The organism is Luteolibacter sp. SL250 (assembly GCF_026625605.1).
Classification (GTDB): domain Bacteria; phylum Verrucomicrobiota; class Verrucomicrobiia; order Verrucomicrobiales; family Akkermansiaceae; genus Luteolibacter.
On sequence record NZ_CP113054.1, the window covers coordinates 3,855,791 to 3,870,420 of the forward strand.

The following is a 14,630-nucleotide window of genomic DNA, read 5'->3' on the forward strand; positions in this document are numbered from 1 at the left end:
CCGAACCCGTCACCTAACCGAGCACAACCACCATCCAACCAACGATGAAATCACACATCCTCGCCGCGCTCGCGGCCCTGATCCTCGCGCCACTCGCGGCGCTTTCCCGCAGCCTGGCTCCAGCCGGTGCTGACGCCATCAACACCGCCGGTGACCATGAGGGCGGCCTGAGCCGCATCGCGGAGGCCGCCGTCAACACGCCCCATCTGATGCTGGCGTTCGGCACCAACCCCGCCACCCAGGTCATCATCTGCACGGCGACCACGGAACCCATCGGCCTCGCCTACGACACCCAGGTCCTCAATGGCCGGGTGGGCATCGAGCGGCTCGGTGACGGTGCGACGAAAGTCGGCATCGCCAGCAAGGCCATCGCCGCCGGTGCGCGTGTCTTCACCACGGCAGCCGGGAAGCTCACGGATACCGCCGTGAACAACTCCTGGCTGGTCGGACGCGCCCTCGCCGCCGCCGGTGCGGATGGCGACGAGTTCGAGTTCGAACCCTGCTTCCCGGTGAAGCAAACCGTCTGATCCGCCACCGAACCCGACGAACAGAACCACCGATCCAATCCAACGACATGAAATTCCTGCCCATCTATCTGACCCTGACCGGGGCCACCTCCGGTGCGCTCACCCCTACCCTGGGAGAGATCACCGTCTCCAATGCCGCCAGCATGAACTATGGCGGATCCCTCGCTTCCGACGTCCAGAGCTACCTGGCCGGACTGCCTGCCTCCGATGAGGAGAAGCTGCTCGACCTGCTGGCCCCGCCCATCCAGACGAACGACTTCTTCCAGTTCGCCAAAGCGGACGATGAGTTCTTCCTGACGGAAGCGGATGACAGTGACATCCGGGCCATCGGCGGCAGCTTCAAGAAAGTGCAGTTCCGTGGCACCACGGTGACCGACGCCACCCAACAGAAGGGCCTGACCATGGTGGTCGATCACAAGACCCTCCTGAAGCAGAACGGCAAGATCGTTCCCGGCTGGGAGAACCGCCTGGCTGAGTCCCTGAAGCAGCGCCTGGTGCGGGCGGAGATCGTCCGCGTGCTTTCCGTCCTGGATGCCGCCGCCGTTTCCGCCGCCAAGGTGTGGTCCAGCGCGACCAATCCGGACGGTGACATCCGCGCCATGGTCCAGGCCACCCGCACGGCCACCGGCCAGAGCGGTCTGGCCACTGTGGTGATGGGCAACGCCGCCCAGCAGCTCCGGCAGGATGCGTATGAAGCGGCGGCCCGCGCCAACCACGCGATGGCCAACCATGCCACCTACACGATGGAACAACTGGCGTCCCATGTGGGTGCTCGGAAGGTCATCATCGAAGACGGCATCAGGCAGACGAAGAAAGGCGCGGCCAAGGTGGACCGCACCGGACTGTCGGTTTATTCCTACATCGCGGAGCCTGGCACGCAGTTGATGGACCCGTCCAACATCAAGCGTGCGTGGTCCGAGACCCCGTTCAACGGAAAGTGGGCGGTGATCATCAAGCCTGGAACGGTTTCGACGGAGATCACGGTCTTCCACGAGTCGAAGATCTTCTCCCCGATCACCTCCGGCATCATCAAGCGCACCGTTTCCGACGCCTGATTTCCTCCGCCGTGAAGGCGGACGAATACCCGGCAGCGGGTGGGTTTAATGGGTTTTCCCCACCCGCTGCCTTTCTTCCAAACCCGCAACTCACCTTTCCATCATGGACCGCAAATTCGTTCTCAAGGCTCTCGCCGATGCCGGGGTTTCTTTCCCGGCCAACATCTCCAATGCCAAGCTGGAAGCCCTCGCTGCGGAGAAGGGCATCCCGCTCACCGATCCCGCTGGTGGCACGGAGTCCACCGTCCTGCCGCCTGGTGCCGTCGCTCCGGAGGCAGATACGCCCGCCGCCTCTGACGACATCGCCTGGAGGGTCGCCGCCGGACTGTCCTACGAGCAAGCGGTGGAGTGTTCCACCCGCCAGCAGGAAGCGGACGCCGCCGCCCGCAAGTAATCACCCCGACGCCCCGCACCCATCTCCGCCGCCATGTGGATCCCACTGACTGAAGCCGACCTCCTCAGCTCGCTCACCGAGAGTGAGCGTGACGGATTCGGGCGCACCGATGCCCCGGAAGATCCGGGCGACCGTGTGCCGCAGTTGCTGGGTGACCTGGTGGCGGAGATCCGGGGGCAGATCGCCACCTGCACGCAGAACAGCCTCAGTGCGGACACCACGCTGATCCCGCAGAGCATGCGGGCCAACGCGCTGGCGATCGCACGCTGGCGTCTGCTGATCACGGTGCCGTCCTACCAGCCCGGCGACGCCCGGAAACTGGAATACGAAAACGCCGTCAAATACTTCGCCCAGGTCGCCCTCTGCAAGATCCGGCCGGAGCCGCCGGACGATGCGGTGCCGAACCCGGTGCCGGAGGAAACCGCGCAGCACGGCGTGCAGGTGGTTTCCGGACCGGGCCTGCGCACGGGACGCCAACGCATGAACGGACTCTGACACGATGATCCGCGGACTTTACCACCAGTGCCATCGTCTCCGGCAGCGTCTCAACGAGCTGCTGTCCGTCGAGACGGATGACCCCGCCGAGGAAGCCAGCGCCACGGAGCGCGTTCCCGGCGTGCGCATCGAGCTGGCGGCCGTGGAGGCCGCCGTTCCCCGCCGCCTGGTCACCATCACCATGATCGAGGGGCTGGTCAGCGACCTGAACCGCGATCCTTTCAAATCCGCCGACCTCACCCTGGCCATCCGCCACCTGGAGGATGCCTCCATGCGCCTGCGCCGGGAGCTGGGCGACACCGTCTGAAACCATGTCCAAGGAAGTCCATCTGTCCGAACACGGCGAAGCACGCGGCAAGGAACGCGTGGGCCTCAACGCGAAGGCGCTACGCCGCACGGCGGCGAAGGCCCGGGCGGAGGGACTGCGGCCCACCGACACGAACGGCAGGCTCCGCCGCTACCTGGACAAGATCTCCATCGAGCATCCGGGCCGCCATCCCCGGATCCATGGGGAGCACATCTTCATCTTCGCGGCGAGCACCCTGATCACGGTGCTGAACCTGCCGCATGAGTTCCGCAACGCGGCGGCGAAGGCCCGCCGGAAAAAGTTTCCATCCACCGACGAATGATCGACTTCACCACAGAGCGGCCGCTGGAAGATGCGGTGGCACGGCTGGGCAGCAGGACGCCGCTGGGCGCGACGCTGTCGTCCGCCGAGTGGTCGCGTGTGCCGTGGGAGATCCGTGAGGTTTCCTTCTTCTCGGCGCATGTGGAGTGCGAGCGGCTGCTGGCGATCATGCAGGGGAAGATCCTGCGGCGGGTGAGGCTGGAGAAGGAGAAGCTGGCGAACGGCGAGGAGATCACCATGGACCGTGGCCGGTTCATCGCGGAGATGCAGGACGAACTGCACGCGCTGGGCTACCAACCGAAGCCCGCCGACCAGGGCACGGTCCGCGACCTGTCGAGCGCCGGCCGCCTGGGCCTGATCTGGGACATGCAGCTCGGCTTCGCCCGGGGGTATGCGAACTGGAAGGCCAGTTTCCATCCCGATATCATTGACTTGGTTCCATGCTGGGAGCTGATCCGCGAGGCGGACCGCGAGGTTCCGCGTGCGTGGGTGGCGGAGATCTGGCCAGACCATGGCGGGAAGTTCTACGACGGTCGGATGATCGCGCTGAAGAGCGACCCGATCTGGAAATGGATCTCCGACTTCGGCGTGCCGTGGCCGCCGTTCAAGTGGGGCAGCGGGATGGGGCTGAGAGCGGTATGGCTCGACGAGGCGGAGAACCTCCGTGACGCGGATGGCAACGGAATCCCCGGCTTGGAAGCACCGCAGACCATGCCTGACTTCGACCTTGCAAGCGGGGTGCAAGCCTCCCGCAAGAACCTGCCCCAGGTGTCCGAGGACCGGCTGCGCAGCGAGTTCGGCGACACGATCCAATTTGACCAGGACAAGATTTCATTCCATCCTACCCATGACGCCGATGAGCAATCGATCTCACAGCAACTCACGACCCGGGCGCGGGCCATCGCCGACGCCGGACGAGATCAGATCCTTCGGTCTCGATCCGAAGACGATGCTGCCGCCTGGCCATCCGGTTTCGATACTGGCGAATACGACGAAGAGATCCTCGCCAGCACCAGTGCCGTCGCGGTTGGCCGAAAAGCACTATACCACGATGAGTGGGGAAGTTTTGCGGCGGCCTTCGCAAACCTGATCCGCGACTGGTTGCCGGACAATGTGATGGTCCGGTATTTGGACGGCCACGTGTATGCGTGGCGGCGGGACCTGCTGAAGCTGCGTCCGGATGAGATCCACGCGCTGAGCGCCGGGCTGGATCCACAGAACGGCGTGCTGCTGGGCTACGGCCAGAACCTGGGCGACGAACCGTTCGCCACCGTCACGCTGAAGATCGGCGGGCGGGTGGTCGGTGGGTTCAGTGCGCCACGTGGTACCGCGAAGGTGTATGCCTCCGCCCGGGCGAAGGATTTCTCCGATGCGACCGGCGAGCCGGTGAGCGTCCACATCAACGGAGAGGAGGTGACGCTGTGATTTCCGTCCAGGTCATCGTCCAGGACAACAGCCGGGTGATCCTGGTGCAGGTGAAGGAGGCGGTGAAGAACCGCACCGGTCTGAACCGGGCACTGGCGACCCGATGGGAGCGTGATCTGAAGGATCACTTCCGTGCGAAGAACACCACGCCGAACAAGCTGGGCGGAACCAAGACGAATTTTTGGAACGGCGTGGCAGCCGATACCAGCGTGGCAGAAGTGACGGAGGACGGCGCGGTGCTGACCGTGGCCAACCAAGCGTTCCGGCTTCACCTTTACGGTGGCACGGTGACGCCGAAGAAAGCAAAGGCGCTGACCATCCCGATCGTGCCGGAGGCTCATGGCGTGCGTGCCAGGGACTATCCCCATAAGCTGTTCACGATTTCCCCGAGGGTGCCGCTGCTGTTCGAGCGGAGCAATCAGGCCACACAGAGCCTGACCGGGCAGACGGACGGACGGGTGCGGGTGCGTGGCAACCGCCCGGGCGAGATGGTCTCCAAGCCGGTGAGGATCGCGGCGCGGACGCCGATCCGTCCGGTGTACTACCTGGCGGACTCCGTGACCATCGAGCGGGATCCGACTGCTCTCCCTCCCAGGGAAAAGGTGGAAGCGTCACTGATGAAGGCGGCTGAACTATTCCTGAGGATTGAAGCACGGAAAGGAGGGCTGGCATGAGCACCGCACCGCTGATGCTGCTGCGCGAGAAGATCGCCGCCCGGATGGTGGAGGAGGGTGTCTGCACGGCGGACGCCATCATCATCAAGCGGCAGACGGACATCTGGAATGACATCGCCCGGGCGGTGGCATCGCGGAAGGTCCCGGACCGCACGGCGTGGGTGATCGGCATCACGGAGGGAACCTTCGTGGATGACACCGACATCGTCGCGGACCTGACCATCCCGATCACTTCGTTCTGCCCCATCACCCTGGAGAAGGGCGCGGCCCCGGAGGAGGTGAAGTGGCACACGATGCTGCACGCCCTTCATGGATGGAACGACGGCCAGCACTGCAACTACGAGCTGAAGCTCCGCTCCTTCAACGACGGCATCGCCCAGTCCGATGGACGCCCCGCGTGGCATGCCCGCGAAACCATTTTCACGATCCGACACCACATCCCGAAACCAACCACACCCTGAATCATGAAGAAGAAATCCACCGCCGAAGTTGCGGATCCCGCCACCACCACTCCGCCACCCGACGCCGCACCGCTCCTCCTGTGGGTGAAGGTGCTGAAGGGTGGCATCAAGATCGCCGGAGGCACCGCCGCCGCAGGCCGCAAGCTGAAGGTCAGCCCGGAGGTCGCCACCTACCATGAGGCGCAGGGCAACGTGAAGGTCCTGGGCACCGTCTGATTCCACTAACCACACACCGACCACCACCATCATGTCATACCAACTGGAGAAGATCATCATCGGTTGCTTCGCGGCTTTCGTCCCGAAGGGAACCGTCATCGGCGAGAACACCGTGGATTCCGGATTCTACCCGGAAGACGAGGAGGACCTCGACAACTGGAAGACCCTGGGCTGTGTCCTGGACTCCTCCTTTGAAGCGGTGAACGAACCGGGTGAGCCGGACTACTGCCCGGATTCCGTAAACGGCGGCTACTACAAGGAAGAGGAGAACAACATCGTGAAGGACATCATCAAGATGACCCTGAAGTGTTCCTCCGAGATGTTCTGGCAGCTCGCCTGGGGAATGAAGACCGCGCCGGTCGACGGCACACCGGTCACCCCGTTCGCCGACAAGCTCCGCGCCGTGGAGGGCTGGCTCAACTTCGAGCAGCGGGACCAGAACAACGTCAAGAAGGTGATGGCCGTGGTCTATGGCCGTTTCAGCCTGGACGCCGCTCCCTCCTGGACGAAGGACCGGACGAAGCCTGCCTTCCGCTTTGAGGTGATCCCGTCGCCGATCGCATCCGTCGAGCCGAAGAACATCGCCGCCGCCTGATCCGCCCGCCGCCCGCCACACCCAACCACCACCGTCATGCCCACACCGTCGCCCGTTCCAGATACCGATGCGCCCACCCCCGGCACCGTGCCATCCCTGGTGGCGGGCGGCAGTGCCCCATCACCCGCCGCTCCGCCATCCGTAGGGCCATCCCTGCCAGGCGGAGTGGTGGCTTCTCCGCCGGAAGTAACTCCGGAGGTGCCTGTCCAACCACCGGCGGGATTCCTGCCGTCCACCAAGGCGGACACGGATGCTGGGAACATCCCCGCCCGCACCTGGCGTGCGGCGATCAATGGCGGGGGCGATGGATACTTCGCGGTGCGGCACCCACTGCCGGTGGCCCAGCGTTGCCATGTCATCCTCTATGGCCAGAGCAATGCGTCCGGATCCGATGCGGTGCCGGTGCTCACCACCACGGCGGTCTATGATGCGCTGCGTTTCTCCACCGGGGTGCGCGGAGGGAGCGGTGGAGGAGTGACGGCGGTTTCCCTGCTGGAATCCACGGATGACACGCAGGGAGAGACGCCATGCTCCGGTGTGGCGCTGCAATGGACGGAGGATGGCACGGTGGATGGCGCGGCGCGGTTGATCCTCAGTGCCGTCGGCTACGGTGGCTACGGGATCAACCAGCTGGTCAAGGGCACCGCTCCCTACACCGACCTCCTTTCCAGGGCGAGCCACGCGAGGACACTGAGCGGCGGAGCAGGTGTGAGCCATGCCGTGGCGGCCGTGGTGTGGGTCCAGGGTGAGAGTGACGGTGCCATGGCGCAGGCCACCTACCTGGAAAAGCTGCTGGATCTCCGCGAGGATCTGCAGGCGGACCTCCGCAACCAGGTGCCGGGCGATGGCGAAGATTTCCTCCACCTGCCGATGGTCCAGCCGTCCGCACACATCAACCTGGGTGGTGGTCCGGCGCTGGCCCAACTGGAGGCCGCCGTGCGCAGTCCCTACCACCACCTGGTGGCCCCGGCCTACATGCTGCCCCATGCCAACAACATCCACTATTCCGCGCTGGGTGCGCAGATGGCGGGGCGGGCCGCCGGGCGTGCGCTCCGTGAGCTGGCGGAACATGGCGAGGCCCGGACGCTGATGCCGCTGGGTGCCAGCAGCCGTGGGCGTGAGATCATCTGGCACTGGAATGTGCCGGTGCCGCCGCTCCTGCTGGACAGCTCCGCGCTACCGCCGACTCCGAGCCATGGGTTCCAGGTGGAGGACGAAGATGGGATGGTGCCGATCTCATCCATCGAGGTCATGGACGACCGGGTGAGGATCGTGGTGGCCAGGGACCTGGAGGGTGATACGGAGGTGCGCTATGCGCTGGACAACAACGGCACGGGCATCATCAACGGGGCCTCGGGTAATCTCCGTGATTCCACGGCGGATGCGTTCTGGATCGACGGGATTTCCCATCTGCTGCCCCGGGCGGCCCCACATGCGAAACGGGCCGTGAAGCACCTGCGGCATGATGCTGCTGATGTGATCCTCCCAGGAGAAGTTCCGCTGGAGGAAGATGCGTTCGACCACTGGCAGTTCGGTGGCGACAGCAGCTCACTGACCGGGCTGGTCAATTCCGAGGTGCTGACACGGGCGGGTGTCCTCGCCGCGACCTATGAGGACTCCTCCATCATCCTTCACAAGGATGATCCAGGGTCCCATCTGCAAGGGCTGGTCAGCACGATGCCGGACGGGATCGAGCAGACCATCCTGGTGGTACTGCGCGTGCCCACCGAAGTGGTGGGCGGCACCTACCAGATCATCGCGGGGACGGCGGATCCGTTCACGGGATCGGGGCTGACCTGCGATTTCGCAGGCCACGTCAAATTTTCGAACACCCTCAATGCCTTCAACCTCCCCTACGCCTCCGCGATGACTGGCGGGGAAACGGGAGCCTGGATCTGTCTGGTATTCCGTGAGGGTGCCGGGAAGTTCGGCCTGCTGCTCTCCGGCGTGGGCAACCGGGAGTTCCACGACTACACCACCGGCACGAAGGAGCCGGTCGAGCGCAACGTGGGAATCGGGAACTGTTACGCGAACTACAGCAACTGCAACGACGCGGACCTGGAGTTCGCCGAGCTGGTCCTGTGGAACCGCTGCCTGTCCGTCCGCGAGTGCATCGACGCGCTCACCCGCAGCCGCCAGAGGATGGCACAACGTGGCGTGTTTTTCTGATGATCCGCAGCCTGGTCAAAATCGAGTTCGTGCCGGTGACGGGTGATCCCATCACGCTGCTGGACTACGACGACGGCATGCGTGACCACGTACGGTGGCCGATGCAGCAGGGGGACTTCTCCGCTGGTGCCATCGGCGCTGAGTATGCGGCGGGGATCTCCCTGGGCAATGCGAGCTTTTCCCCGGCGTGGACGCGGCGGGTGCTGCACGACACGCACCATGAGGCGGAGGCGTATTGCCAGGACCATCCGGCGGCGATGCCGCTGGGGGTGCAGGGGAAGTTCCGCTACTCCATCCAGGGCGGCAACGTCTATGAATACCACCACGCCCGGGTGCTGGCGTGTGTGGTGGCCCGGCTGAGAGAGCGGAAGAACGGGAAGGAAGTCACGATCACGGAATACCGTGGTGCGTGTGGCAAGCGGGAGGTGGTCAGCACGGCGACACCGGAGCCGGAGGAATCCACGCCAGGCGATGTGCCATCCCTGGTGCCGGATGGCGGCGACGCGATGCCCGGGCACCCGCCGTCCGTGGTGGTGGGTGATCCGCCCGCCGGACCGGATCCGCTGCCGCTGCTGTGGGGGGTCACGCTTTCCGGCATCACTGATCCATCTGCGGCCAATGGGAATGTTCCGAAGACGGGGCTTTCCTCCGGGTATCTGGTATTCACCGACGCGGATGTGACGGTGCAGCGGACCGGCGGGATCTGGAAGATCCAGGGCAGCGGTGGAAAAGGATTTGATGGGGAGGCCGCGGACTATCCGTGGGAGGTGGAAACGTGGACGCCGTACGGCGGGGCCACCGGCACGCCCGCTGTTTCGCCCGTGTGGGCGGGCTAACAGATCAAGGACATGGCCAACGAGAATGACATCAAGTTCCGCCTTCAGACGGAGGGCGACACGTCCGGAGCGGATGCCGTCGAGGAGTCGATGGTCGATGCGAAGGATGCTGCCAAGGATCTGGGCGCGGCTTCATCGTCGATGGCGGCGGCGACCGCTGCGGCGGGCAAGCAGGCGGCGGCGGCGGCGAAGGCGGTGGCCCAGAGCCACGCGGAGATCGCAAAGTCGATGTCCACTCAGGAGCTGGAGGACTACGTGGCAACGATGGCCCAGCTCACCGAAGCGGAGCGGGAGCAGTGGATGCAGTCGAAGCAGGTGATCGCGGTCCAGAACGAACTGGAGACGCGACGGAACGCGGCGCGGCAGCAGCTCGATGAGGAGACGGCGGCCATCGTCAAGCAGCAGGATGCGCTGAAGGAAAAAATCCGCCTGGAGGAACAGCACATCCAACGACTGGAGGATGTGGAGGAGGCGAAGCGGCGGGTGGCTGCACGGGACAAGGAAGCGGCGGCTGCCGGGAAAAGCCAGGGCACCGGCCCTGAGCTGCTGCCAGCCGGATCCACGGCGAGCGCGACAGCGGCCGCCGCAGGTGTGGCCGCGATGGCGGGAGCCGCGAAGCTGGGGTCCGACGCCGTGATGGAGGTGCTCTACCGCTACCGGGAACTGCGGAAGGAGATGACGCAGTCCGAGGCCCAGATGGGTGCGTGGACCGACTCCATGATCGAGGTGATGGAGTGGATCACCAGCCCGCTGGACAAGCTGAAGGGTGCGATGGTTTCCCTGGCCGGTCTGGATGAGCTGGAGAAGTCCCTGGAATGGGGCCGGGAGATGGAGGACCTCTACAAGAAGACGAAGGCCGCCCATGATGCCTATGCGAAATCCGTGGCCGATGATGCGACGAACCGGGCGCTGCGCAACCAGCTCGCCAGCATCAATGAGCAGACGGCGGCCATGGACCGGCAGCTCAGCACGCTGCGGGCACGGCGGGAACTTCTGGAAGCGAAGGCGCAGGTCGCCGACAAGGCGGCACTGGCAAGCGGTGAGGATCCGGCGGTGGTGGCGATCAATGAGATCGTCCGCCAACAGGTGGCACGGGTGGATGAAGTGAGCGACGCGGTCACCCGGGCGGAAGCTGCAAAAGATGCTGCGGATGGAAGGCTGACCGCCGCCGTCAACAAGCTCAAGAACCTCCAACACAGTGGTGGCACTGATCAGGAAATCCGGGAGGCAACTACCGCCATGGAGGAGATGGACCGTGGCGTGAAGGAAGCGGCCAAAGATCTGGCCACGGCCAGGGAGAATGCCGGGATTGAGATCGAGAAGTCGCAGGTGGAGGCGTCCCAGGCCATCAGGGAGGTGAAGGCCAAAGCCACCGAGGGATTCAAGGAGGCCACCACCGAGCAGAGCCGGGCCTTGGCGGAGCTGGCGAAGGAAGCGATCGAGCCGGTTAAAAAGAACATCAAGGAGATCGAGGATGCCGGGGGGCAGGTGAAAGGCGTGCAGAAGCAGATGGTCTCCGTGATCAGCAAGATGATCGAGGACGGGGCGATCACCGGTGAGGAACTCGCCCCGGTGCGTGCCTCTCTGGAAGTCCTCTCCCGCTCCGTGGACAAGAGCAATGACACGGTGGTTGAGGGTCTGACGAAGGCGGCGGCGGCATTCACGGCGACGGATCAGAAGATCCGGGAGCTGATCAACCAGTTCAACCAGGTGATGCAGAGGATGAACGCCATGACCCCGGATTTCCGATGATCGAATACACGCCACCGTATTACCTGATCGGCGAGGCGGGACGGTCGCTGGATGCGACGCCGCGCACGCTGGCGGAGCTGGGGATCACGGAAGGGACGCTGTCCCTGACGAGCCTGGACATCGACCGGCTGACGTTTTCCATCCCGGTGTTCATGGTCACCCACCTGATCGATGACGGCCAGATGATCACGCTGCGTGACAGCGCGACGCCGACGCCCCGGGTGCTGTTCCACGGGAAGGTGATGCGGGGGTTCCAGCTCAAGGCGGGCGTGTATTCGTTCCAGGCGGAAAGCGTGTGGAAGCAGCTGGCCAACGCGCCGCTGGGCGGGGCGACCAATGACCGGCCCTATCGGGTGTATCCTTCGCAGAGCATCGGCACGACGGTGTCCAGCCTGGTGGGCCTGGCACAGGCGGCGGGGCTGCCGGTGCAGGTGGGGACGCTGCCGACCTTTTACGCAGCACCGAAGGCGACGCTGAAGAGCCGGTCATTCGCCGAAGCGATCTCCTTCATGCTCCAGATGGTGCCGGACGCGGGGACGCGGATGGACTACAGCACGGCCCCGCTGCCGAAGCTGACCTTCACGCGACGGACGGCTCCGCATGTGATCGATGTGGACACGGAAGGCCACGGGCTGGAGGACGCCCGGCTGGTGCCCCAGGAGTGGCGCAGGGCACTGGGGGTGACGATCCACTACGCGTCCCGGACGAGCTACACGGAGGCGTCCCTGGTGACGCAGACGGGTGGCAACACGGCGGCGGAGGCGAGCCGCCAGATTTCCCTGATGCTGTCCGGCTACGAGCGGACGGATGCCTTCAACCGGGAGAGCCTTCAAGCGGCGATCCAAGCCTACAACGAAGCCGCCAAGGCACTGAGCGAGGAGGGCGCGGCGATTGACCAGATCGCGGCGACGGCGCTGCTCAATGTGTTTCCGCAGTGGGAGGCGCTGATGGAGATCGACCCGGCGATCAAGGCGGCGCTGGCTGCGGGGGCGTTCACGATGCAGCGGGTGGGGAACAGCTCGTTTTCATTTTACACCTACTACTGGCGCTATCCGGGCGAGGGAGCCAACCCACCCCGGGACCAGACGATCGCAACGGTGCCAGCAGAGCTCCAGTTGGCCAATGGCAACCAGCCAGGGTCGCTCGGGCTTTACACCATCAAGCCGAACACTTTCACCGATGCCCATCTCGCGCTGGCCGGGGCGACGAAGACGCAGGTCTGGCTGCGGGGTGAATACAAGGGGACCAGCAACGGAGTGGCATTCAATGCCGGTCTGGCCTCCCTGAAGGCCAACAACTCCAGCAAGGTCCGGGAGTTTGCCGGTTATGACGGGGTCCGCAGCAGTTTCTCCCAACCCGGAGGCGGGCAGGAGCCGAGCCAACTGCGGCGTTACTATTTCTACAAGCCGGACCTGCCGCTGTGGGCGATCAACAAGACCCCGGCGCAGGTGGCGGCGGCCGTGAAGGGCCAGATCGGCACGGATCTGGAGGAGCTGGGCGAGCAGGCGGCATTCGTGGAGCCACCGCCGGGGTTCGCGCAGAACTATTTCGAGGCCCAGGACTGGACACCGATGACGGGGTCGCTGGTATTCCGGGCGGATGCGCCGTGGAAGCCCGCGCCGGGCGACCGGGTGCAGATCACCGGGGCAAACGTGGATCCACTGTGGGAAACGGCGGAGGCCCCGGTGGTGAGCGTGTCGATCGACCTGCGGACGGGGATGCTGACAGCGCAGGCCGGGTTCGCCCCGAGGCAGAACATCAGCAGCCTGCTGGACGCGCTGCGGGTGGCCCCGGAGGACAATCTGGACGTGGTGGCGTGAGCGCCTTGCAAGGGTGCTGCACGGGCCGTGCAGGGAGGGTGCGGGGGCTGGAAAGGTGGGGCCTCGGCGGGCTGGAAAAGCCTGCGGAACGGAACGGAAATCCGTTGCACGAGAGTAAGAAAATGGAGGCGAAACACCAGAAAATAACCACGAAAAGCGGGGTTATTTTGCAGTCGGCTCAGGGGGTGAAAACGGCCATTTTTCTAATCTGTCCGGGGAAATTTCTAAAGTGCGATGGCGGCTTACCCCCACGCATACCCCCGATTCAAAAAAAAACGCGCGCCCTTTCCAAAAGCGTCGCGGCGTGGCTGCGCCACGACGGTAGTGTGCAGCTCACCTCACCCCGAAATGCCGCACGTCGCCGACGCAGTGGGAGAAGAATCCACATCATGGGACGCAAAAACCTCTCCCCAGCCGGAATGGCGCAGCCATCCCGCTACCCCCAGGATGCCACCCCTCCGCGGATCCCCGAAGCCCTTGCCAACCCCTCCGAAGCCCTTGCCAACCCCTTCGGAGCCCTTGCCAACCCCTTCGGAGCCCTTGCCAACCCCTTCGGAGGGCTTCCAGCCCACCCGCCTCCCACCCCCCGGATACCCCATCCTCTTCCCTTCACCCTTCGATGTTGGACGTTCGATGTTCGACGTTCGACCCCCATCCCCCGAAAGTGGTATCACCACCCACTGTTCCGCCACGGATCGTTCGCGCTAAATGGTCCGCTCCATGAAAACCCGCGCCTTCCTTTTCACCACGCTTCTCCTTTCCCTTCTCCCTGCCGCGCGCGCCGCCTCCCTCTACGTGGACTTCGGTCCGAACGCCACCGTCGCCGACAGCATCACCTGGAACACCGTCAACAGCTTCTCCACCGGGGTGAAAGTCGCCGACCTCCAGACCACCACCGGCCAGTCCACCGGCTACGGCCTCAACCTCACCACCAACGCCCTGGTCAGCGACGTCAACGACGGCCCCACCACCCTCACCCCCACCGCCAACTACCGTGACGGCTACTACGGCGCCCTCAACGGCACGCCGAACAACCCCACCGTCTTCACCCTCACCGGGCTGGACCCCGCCATCACCTACACCTTCAGCTTCTTCGCCACCGTGGACCGCACCGGCACCCGCGGCACCCGCTACACCGTCGGTGACCCCGGCAACTACGCCGAACTGGAGGCCAACGACAACGTCAACACCTGGTCCACCCCCATCAGCGCCACCCCGGACACCAGCGGCAACCTCACCGTCACCCTCAGCCGCGCCTCCTTCAACGCCGACCAGTCCTACATCATCAACGTCATGAAAGTGGACTTCGTCCCGGAACCCTCCGCCGCCCTCCTTTCCGCCGCGGGCCTCATCCCCCTCCTCTCCCGCCGCCGGCGCTGACCCGGTGCGCGGCCCCACAGGGCAACCTCATTCCCGGAATCCAACCGCGAATGGATGCGAATGAACACGAATGGAAAGTGGACCGATGCCGAATTTCGAAGTGGAGCGGCGATTTCCCGAATGGAGAGCATGACCACCCAACCCTGATTCAGGGTGAGTTCGCGTCCATTGGTGTTCATTCGCGGTTCGGATTTTCTGAAACA

The 14,630-nt window shown here is 64.8% G+C and carries 16 protein-coding genes; all 16 read left to right on the top strand.

Features of this window, described 5'->3' with window-relative positions:
* Positions 1–44: 44 nt before the first annotated feature.
* The 16 genes from OVA24_RS16725 to OVA24_RS16800 all read left to right on the top strand — a co-directional run bounded on the left by OVA24_RS16725 (position 45) and on the right by OVA24_RS16800 (position 14,427).
* Complete coding sequence (locus OVA24_RS16725; RefSeq protein ID WP_267671166.1) at positions 45–527, top strand: capsid cement protein; 483 nt, start codon at positions 45–47, stop codon at positions 525–527.
* Between the two features lie 47 nt (positions 528–574).
* Positions 575–1,582, top strand: a complete 1,008-nt coding sequence (locus tag OVA24_RS16730) for a hypothetical protein (protein ID WP_267671167.1) — start codon at positions 575–577, stop codon at positions 1,580–1,582.
* A 103-nt stretch (positions 1,583–1,685) separates the two neighbouring features.
* The gene (locus OVA24_RS16735; protein ID WP_267671169.1) at positions 1,686–1,976 is read left to right on the top strand and encodes a hypothetical protein; all 291 of its coding nucleotides are present in this window, start codon (positions 1,686–1,688) and stop codon (positions 1,974–1,976) included.
* Positions 1,977–2,009: 33 nt separating this feature from the next.
* Positions 2,010–2,471, top strand: coding sequence for a hypothetical protein (locus OVA24_RS16740; RefSeq protein WP_267671170.1), 462 nt, complete (start codon positions 2,010–2,012; stop codon positions 2,469–2,471).
* A 4-nt stretch (positions 2,472–2,475) separates the two neighbouring features.
* Positions 2,476–2,778 (top strand): hypothetical protein, encoded by a 303-nt coding sequence (locus OVA24_RS16745; protein WP_267671171.1) that lies wholly within the window; start codon positions 2,476–2,478, stop codon positions 2,776–2,778.
* Between the two features lie 4 nt (positions 2,779–2,782).
* Positions 2,783–3,100 (top strand): hypothetical protein, encoded by a 318-nt coding sequence (locus OVA24_RS16750; protein ID WP_267671173.1) that lies wholly within the window; start codon positions 2,783–2,785, stop codon positions 3,098–3,100.
* Positions 3,097–4,524 (top strand): hypothetical protein, encoded by a 1,428-nt coding sequence (locus tag OVA24_RS16755; RefSeq protein ID WP_267671174.1) that lies wholly within the window; start codon positions 3,097–3,099, stop codon positions 4,522–4,524. The genes OVA24_RS16750 and OVA24_RS16755 overlap by 4 nt, the downstream gene beginning before the upstream one ends.
* Complete coding sequence (locus OVA24_RS16760; protein ID WP_267671180.1) at positions 4,521–5,198, top strand: hypothetical protein; 678 nt, start codon at positions 4,521–4,523, stop codon at positions 5,196–5,198. Before OVA24_RS16755 ends, OVA24_RS16760 begins: the two co-directional genes overlap by 4 nt.
* Positions 5,195–5,659: a hypothetical protein gene (locus OVA24_RS16765; RefSeq protein ID WP_267671183.1), complete on the top strand. Its 465-nt coding sequence runs from the start codon at positions 5,195–5,197 to the stop codon at positions 5,657–5,659. The genes OVA24_RS16760 and OVA24_RS16765 overlap by 4 nt, the downstream gene beginning before the upstream one ends.
* 3 nt (positions 5,660–5,662) lie before the next feature.
* Complete coding sequence (locus OVA24_RS16770) at positions 5,663–5,875, top strand: hypothetical protein (protein ID WP_267671186.1); 213 nt, start codon at positions 5,663–5,665, stop codon at positions 5,873–5,875.
* Between the two features lie 31 nt (positions 5,876–5,906).
* Positions 5,907–6,470, top strand: a complete 564-nt coding sequence (locus OVA24_RS16775) for a hypothetical protein (protein WP_267671189.1) — start codon at positions 5,907–5,909, stop codon at positions 6,468–6,470.
* 36 nt (positions 6,471–6,506) lie between these two features.
* Complete coding sequence (locus OVA24_RS16780; protein ID WP_267671191.1) at positions 6,507–8,639, top strand: sialate O-acetylesterase; 2,133 nt, start codon at positions 6,507–6,509, stop codon at positions 8,637–8,639.
* Positions 8,639–9,475, top strand: coding sequence for a hypothetical protein (locus tag OVA24_RS16785; RefSeq protein ID WP_267671194.1), 837 nt, complete (start codon positions 8,639–8,641; stop codon positions 9,473–9,475). The genes OVA24_RS16780 and OVA24_RS16785 overlap by 1 nt, the downstream gene beginning before the upstream one ends.
* Before the next feature lie 12 nt (positions 9,476–9,487).
* Positions 9,488–11,227: a coiled-coil domain-containing protein gene (locus OVA24_RS16790; protein WP_267671196.1), complete on the top strand. Its 1,740-nt coding sequence runs from the start codon at positions 9,488–9,490 to the stop codon at positions 11,225–11,227.
* Positions 11,224–13,047, top strand: a complete 1,824-nt coding sequence (locus OVA24_RS16795) for a hypothetical protein (protein WP_267671197.1) — start codon at positions 11,224–11,226, stop codon at positions 13,045–13,047. Before OVA24_RS16790 ends, OVA24_RS16795 begins: the two co-directional genes overlap by 4 nt.
* 720 nt (positions 13,048–13,767) lie before the next feature.
* Complete coding sequence (locus OVA24_RS16800) at positions 13,768–14,427, top strand: hypothetical protein (RefSeq protein WP_267671198.1); 660 nt, start codon at positions 13,768–13,770, stop codon at positions 14,425–14,427.
* The last annotated feature ends 203 nt before the right edge of the window (positions 14,428–14,630 follow it).

Bases quoted from the DNA above. Each gene is read 5' to 3' on its own strand.
- OVA24_RS16725 (WP_267671166.1), top strand. From the start codon at position 45: ATGAAATCACACATCCTCGCCGCGCTCGCGGCCCTGATCCTCGCGCCA.
- OVA24_RS16730 (WP_267671167.1), top strand. From the start codon at position 575: ATGAAATTCCTGCCCATCTATCTGACCCTGACCGGGGCCACCTCCGGT.
- OVA24_RS16735 (WP_267671169.1), top strand. From the start codon at position 1,686: ATGGACCGCAAATTCGTTCTCAAGGCTCTCGCCGATGCCGGGGTTTCT.
- OVA24_RS16740 (WP_267671170.1), top strand. From the start codon at position 2,010: ATGTGGATCCCACTGACTGAAGCCGACCTCCTCAGCTCGCTCACCGAG.
- OVA24_RS16745 (WP_267671171.1), top strand. From the start codon at position 2,476: ATGATCCGCGGACTTTACCACCAGTGCCATCGTCTCCGGCAGCGTCTC.
- OVA24_RS16750 (WP_267671173.1), top strand. From the start codon at position 2,783: ATGTCCAAGGAAGTCCATCTGTCCGAACACGGCGAAGCACGCGGCAAG.
- OVA24_RS16755 (WP_267671174.1), top strand. From the start codon at position 3,097: ATGATCGACTTCACCACAGAGCGGCCGCTGGAAGATGCGGTGGCACGG.
- OVA24_RS16765 (WP_267671183.1), top strand. From the start codon at position 5,195: ATGAGCACCGCACCGCTGATGCTGCTGCGCGAGAAGATCGCCGCCCGG.
- OVA24_RS16770 (WP_267671186.1), top strand. From the start codon at position 5,663: ATGAAGAAGAAATCCACCGCCGAAGTTGCGGATCCCGCCACCACCACT.
- OVA24_RS16775 (WP_267671189.1), top strand. From the start codon at position 5,907: ATGTCATACCAACTGGAGAAGATCATCATCGGTTGCTTCGCGGCTTTC.
- OVA24_RS16780 (WP_267671191.1), top strand. From the start codon at position 6,507: ATGCCCACACCGTCGCCCGTTCCAGATACCGATGCGCCCACCCCCGGC.
- OVA24_RS16785 (WP_267671194.1), top strand. From the start codon at position 8,639: ATGATCCGCAGCCTGGTCAAAATCGAGTTCGTGCCGGTGACGGGTGAT.
- OVA24_RS16790 (WP_267671196.1), top strand. From the start codon at position 9,488: ATGGCCAACGAGAATGACATCAAGTTCCGCCTTCAGACGGAGGGCGAC.
- OVA24_RS16795 (WP_267671197.1), top strand. From the start codon at position 11,224: ATGATCGAATACACGCCACCGTATTACCTGATCGGCGAGGCGGGACGG.
- OVA24_RS16800 (WP_267671198.1), top strand. From the start codon at position 13,768: ATGAAAACCCGCGCCTTCCTTTTCACCACGCTTCTCCTTTCCCTTCTC.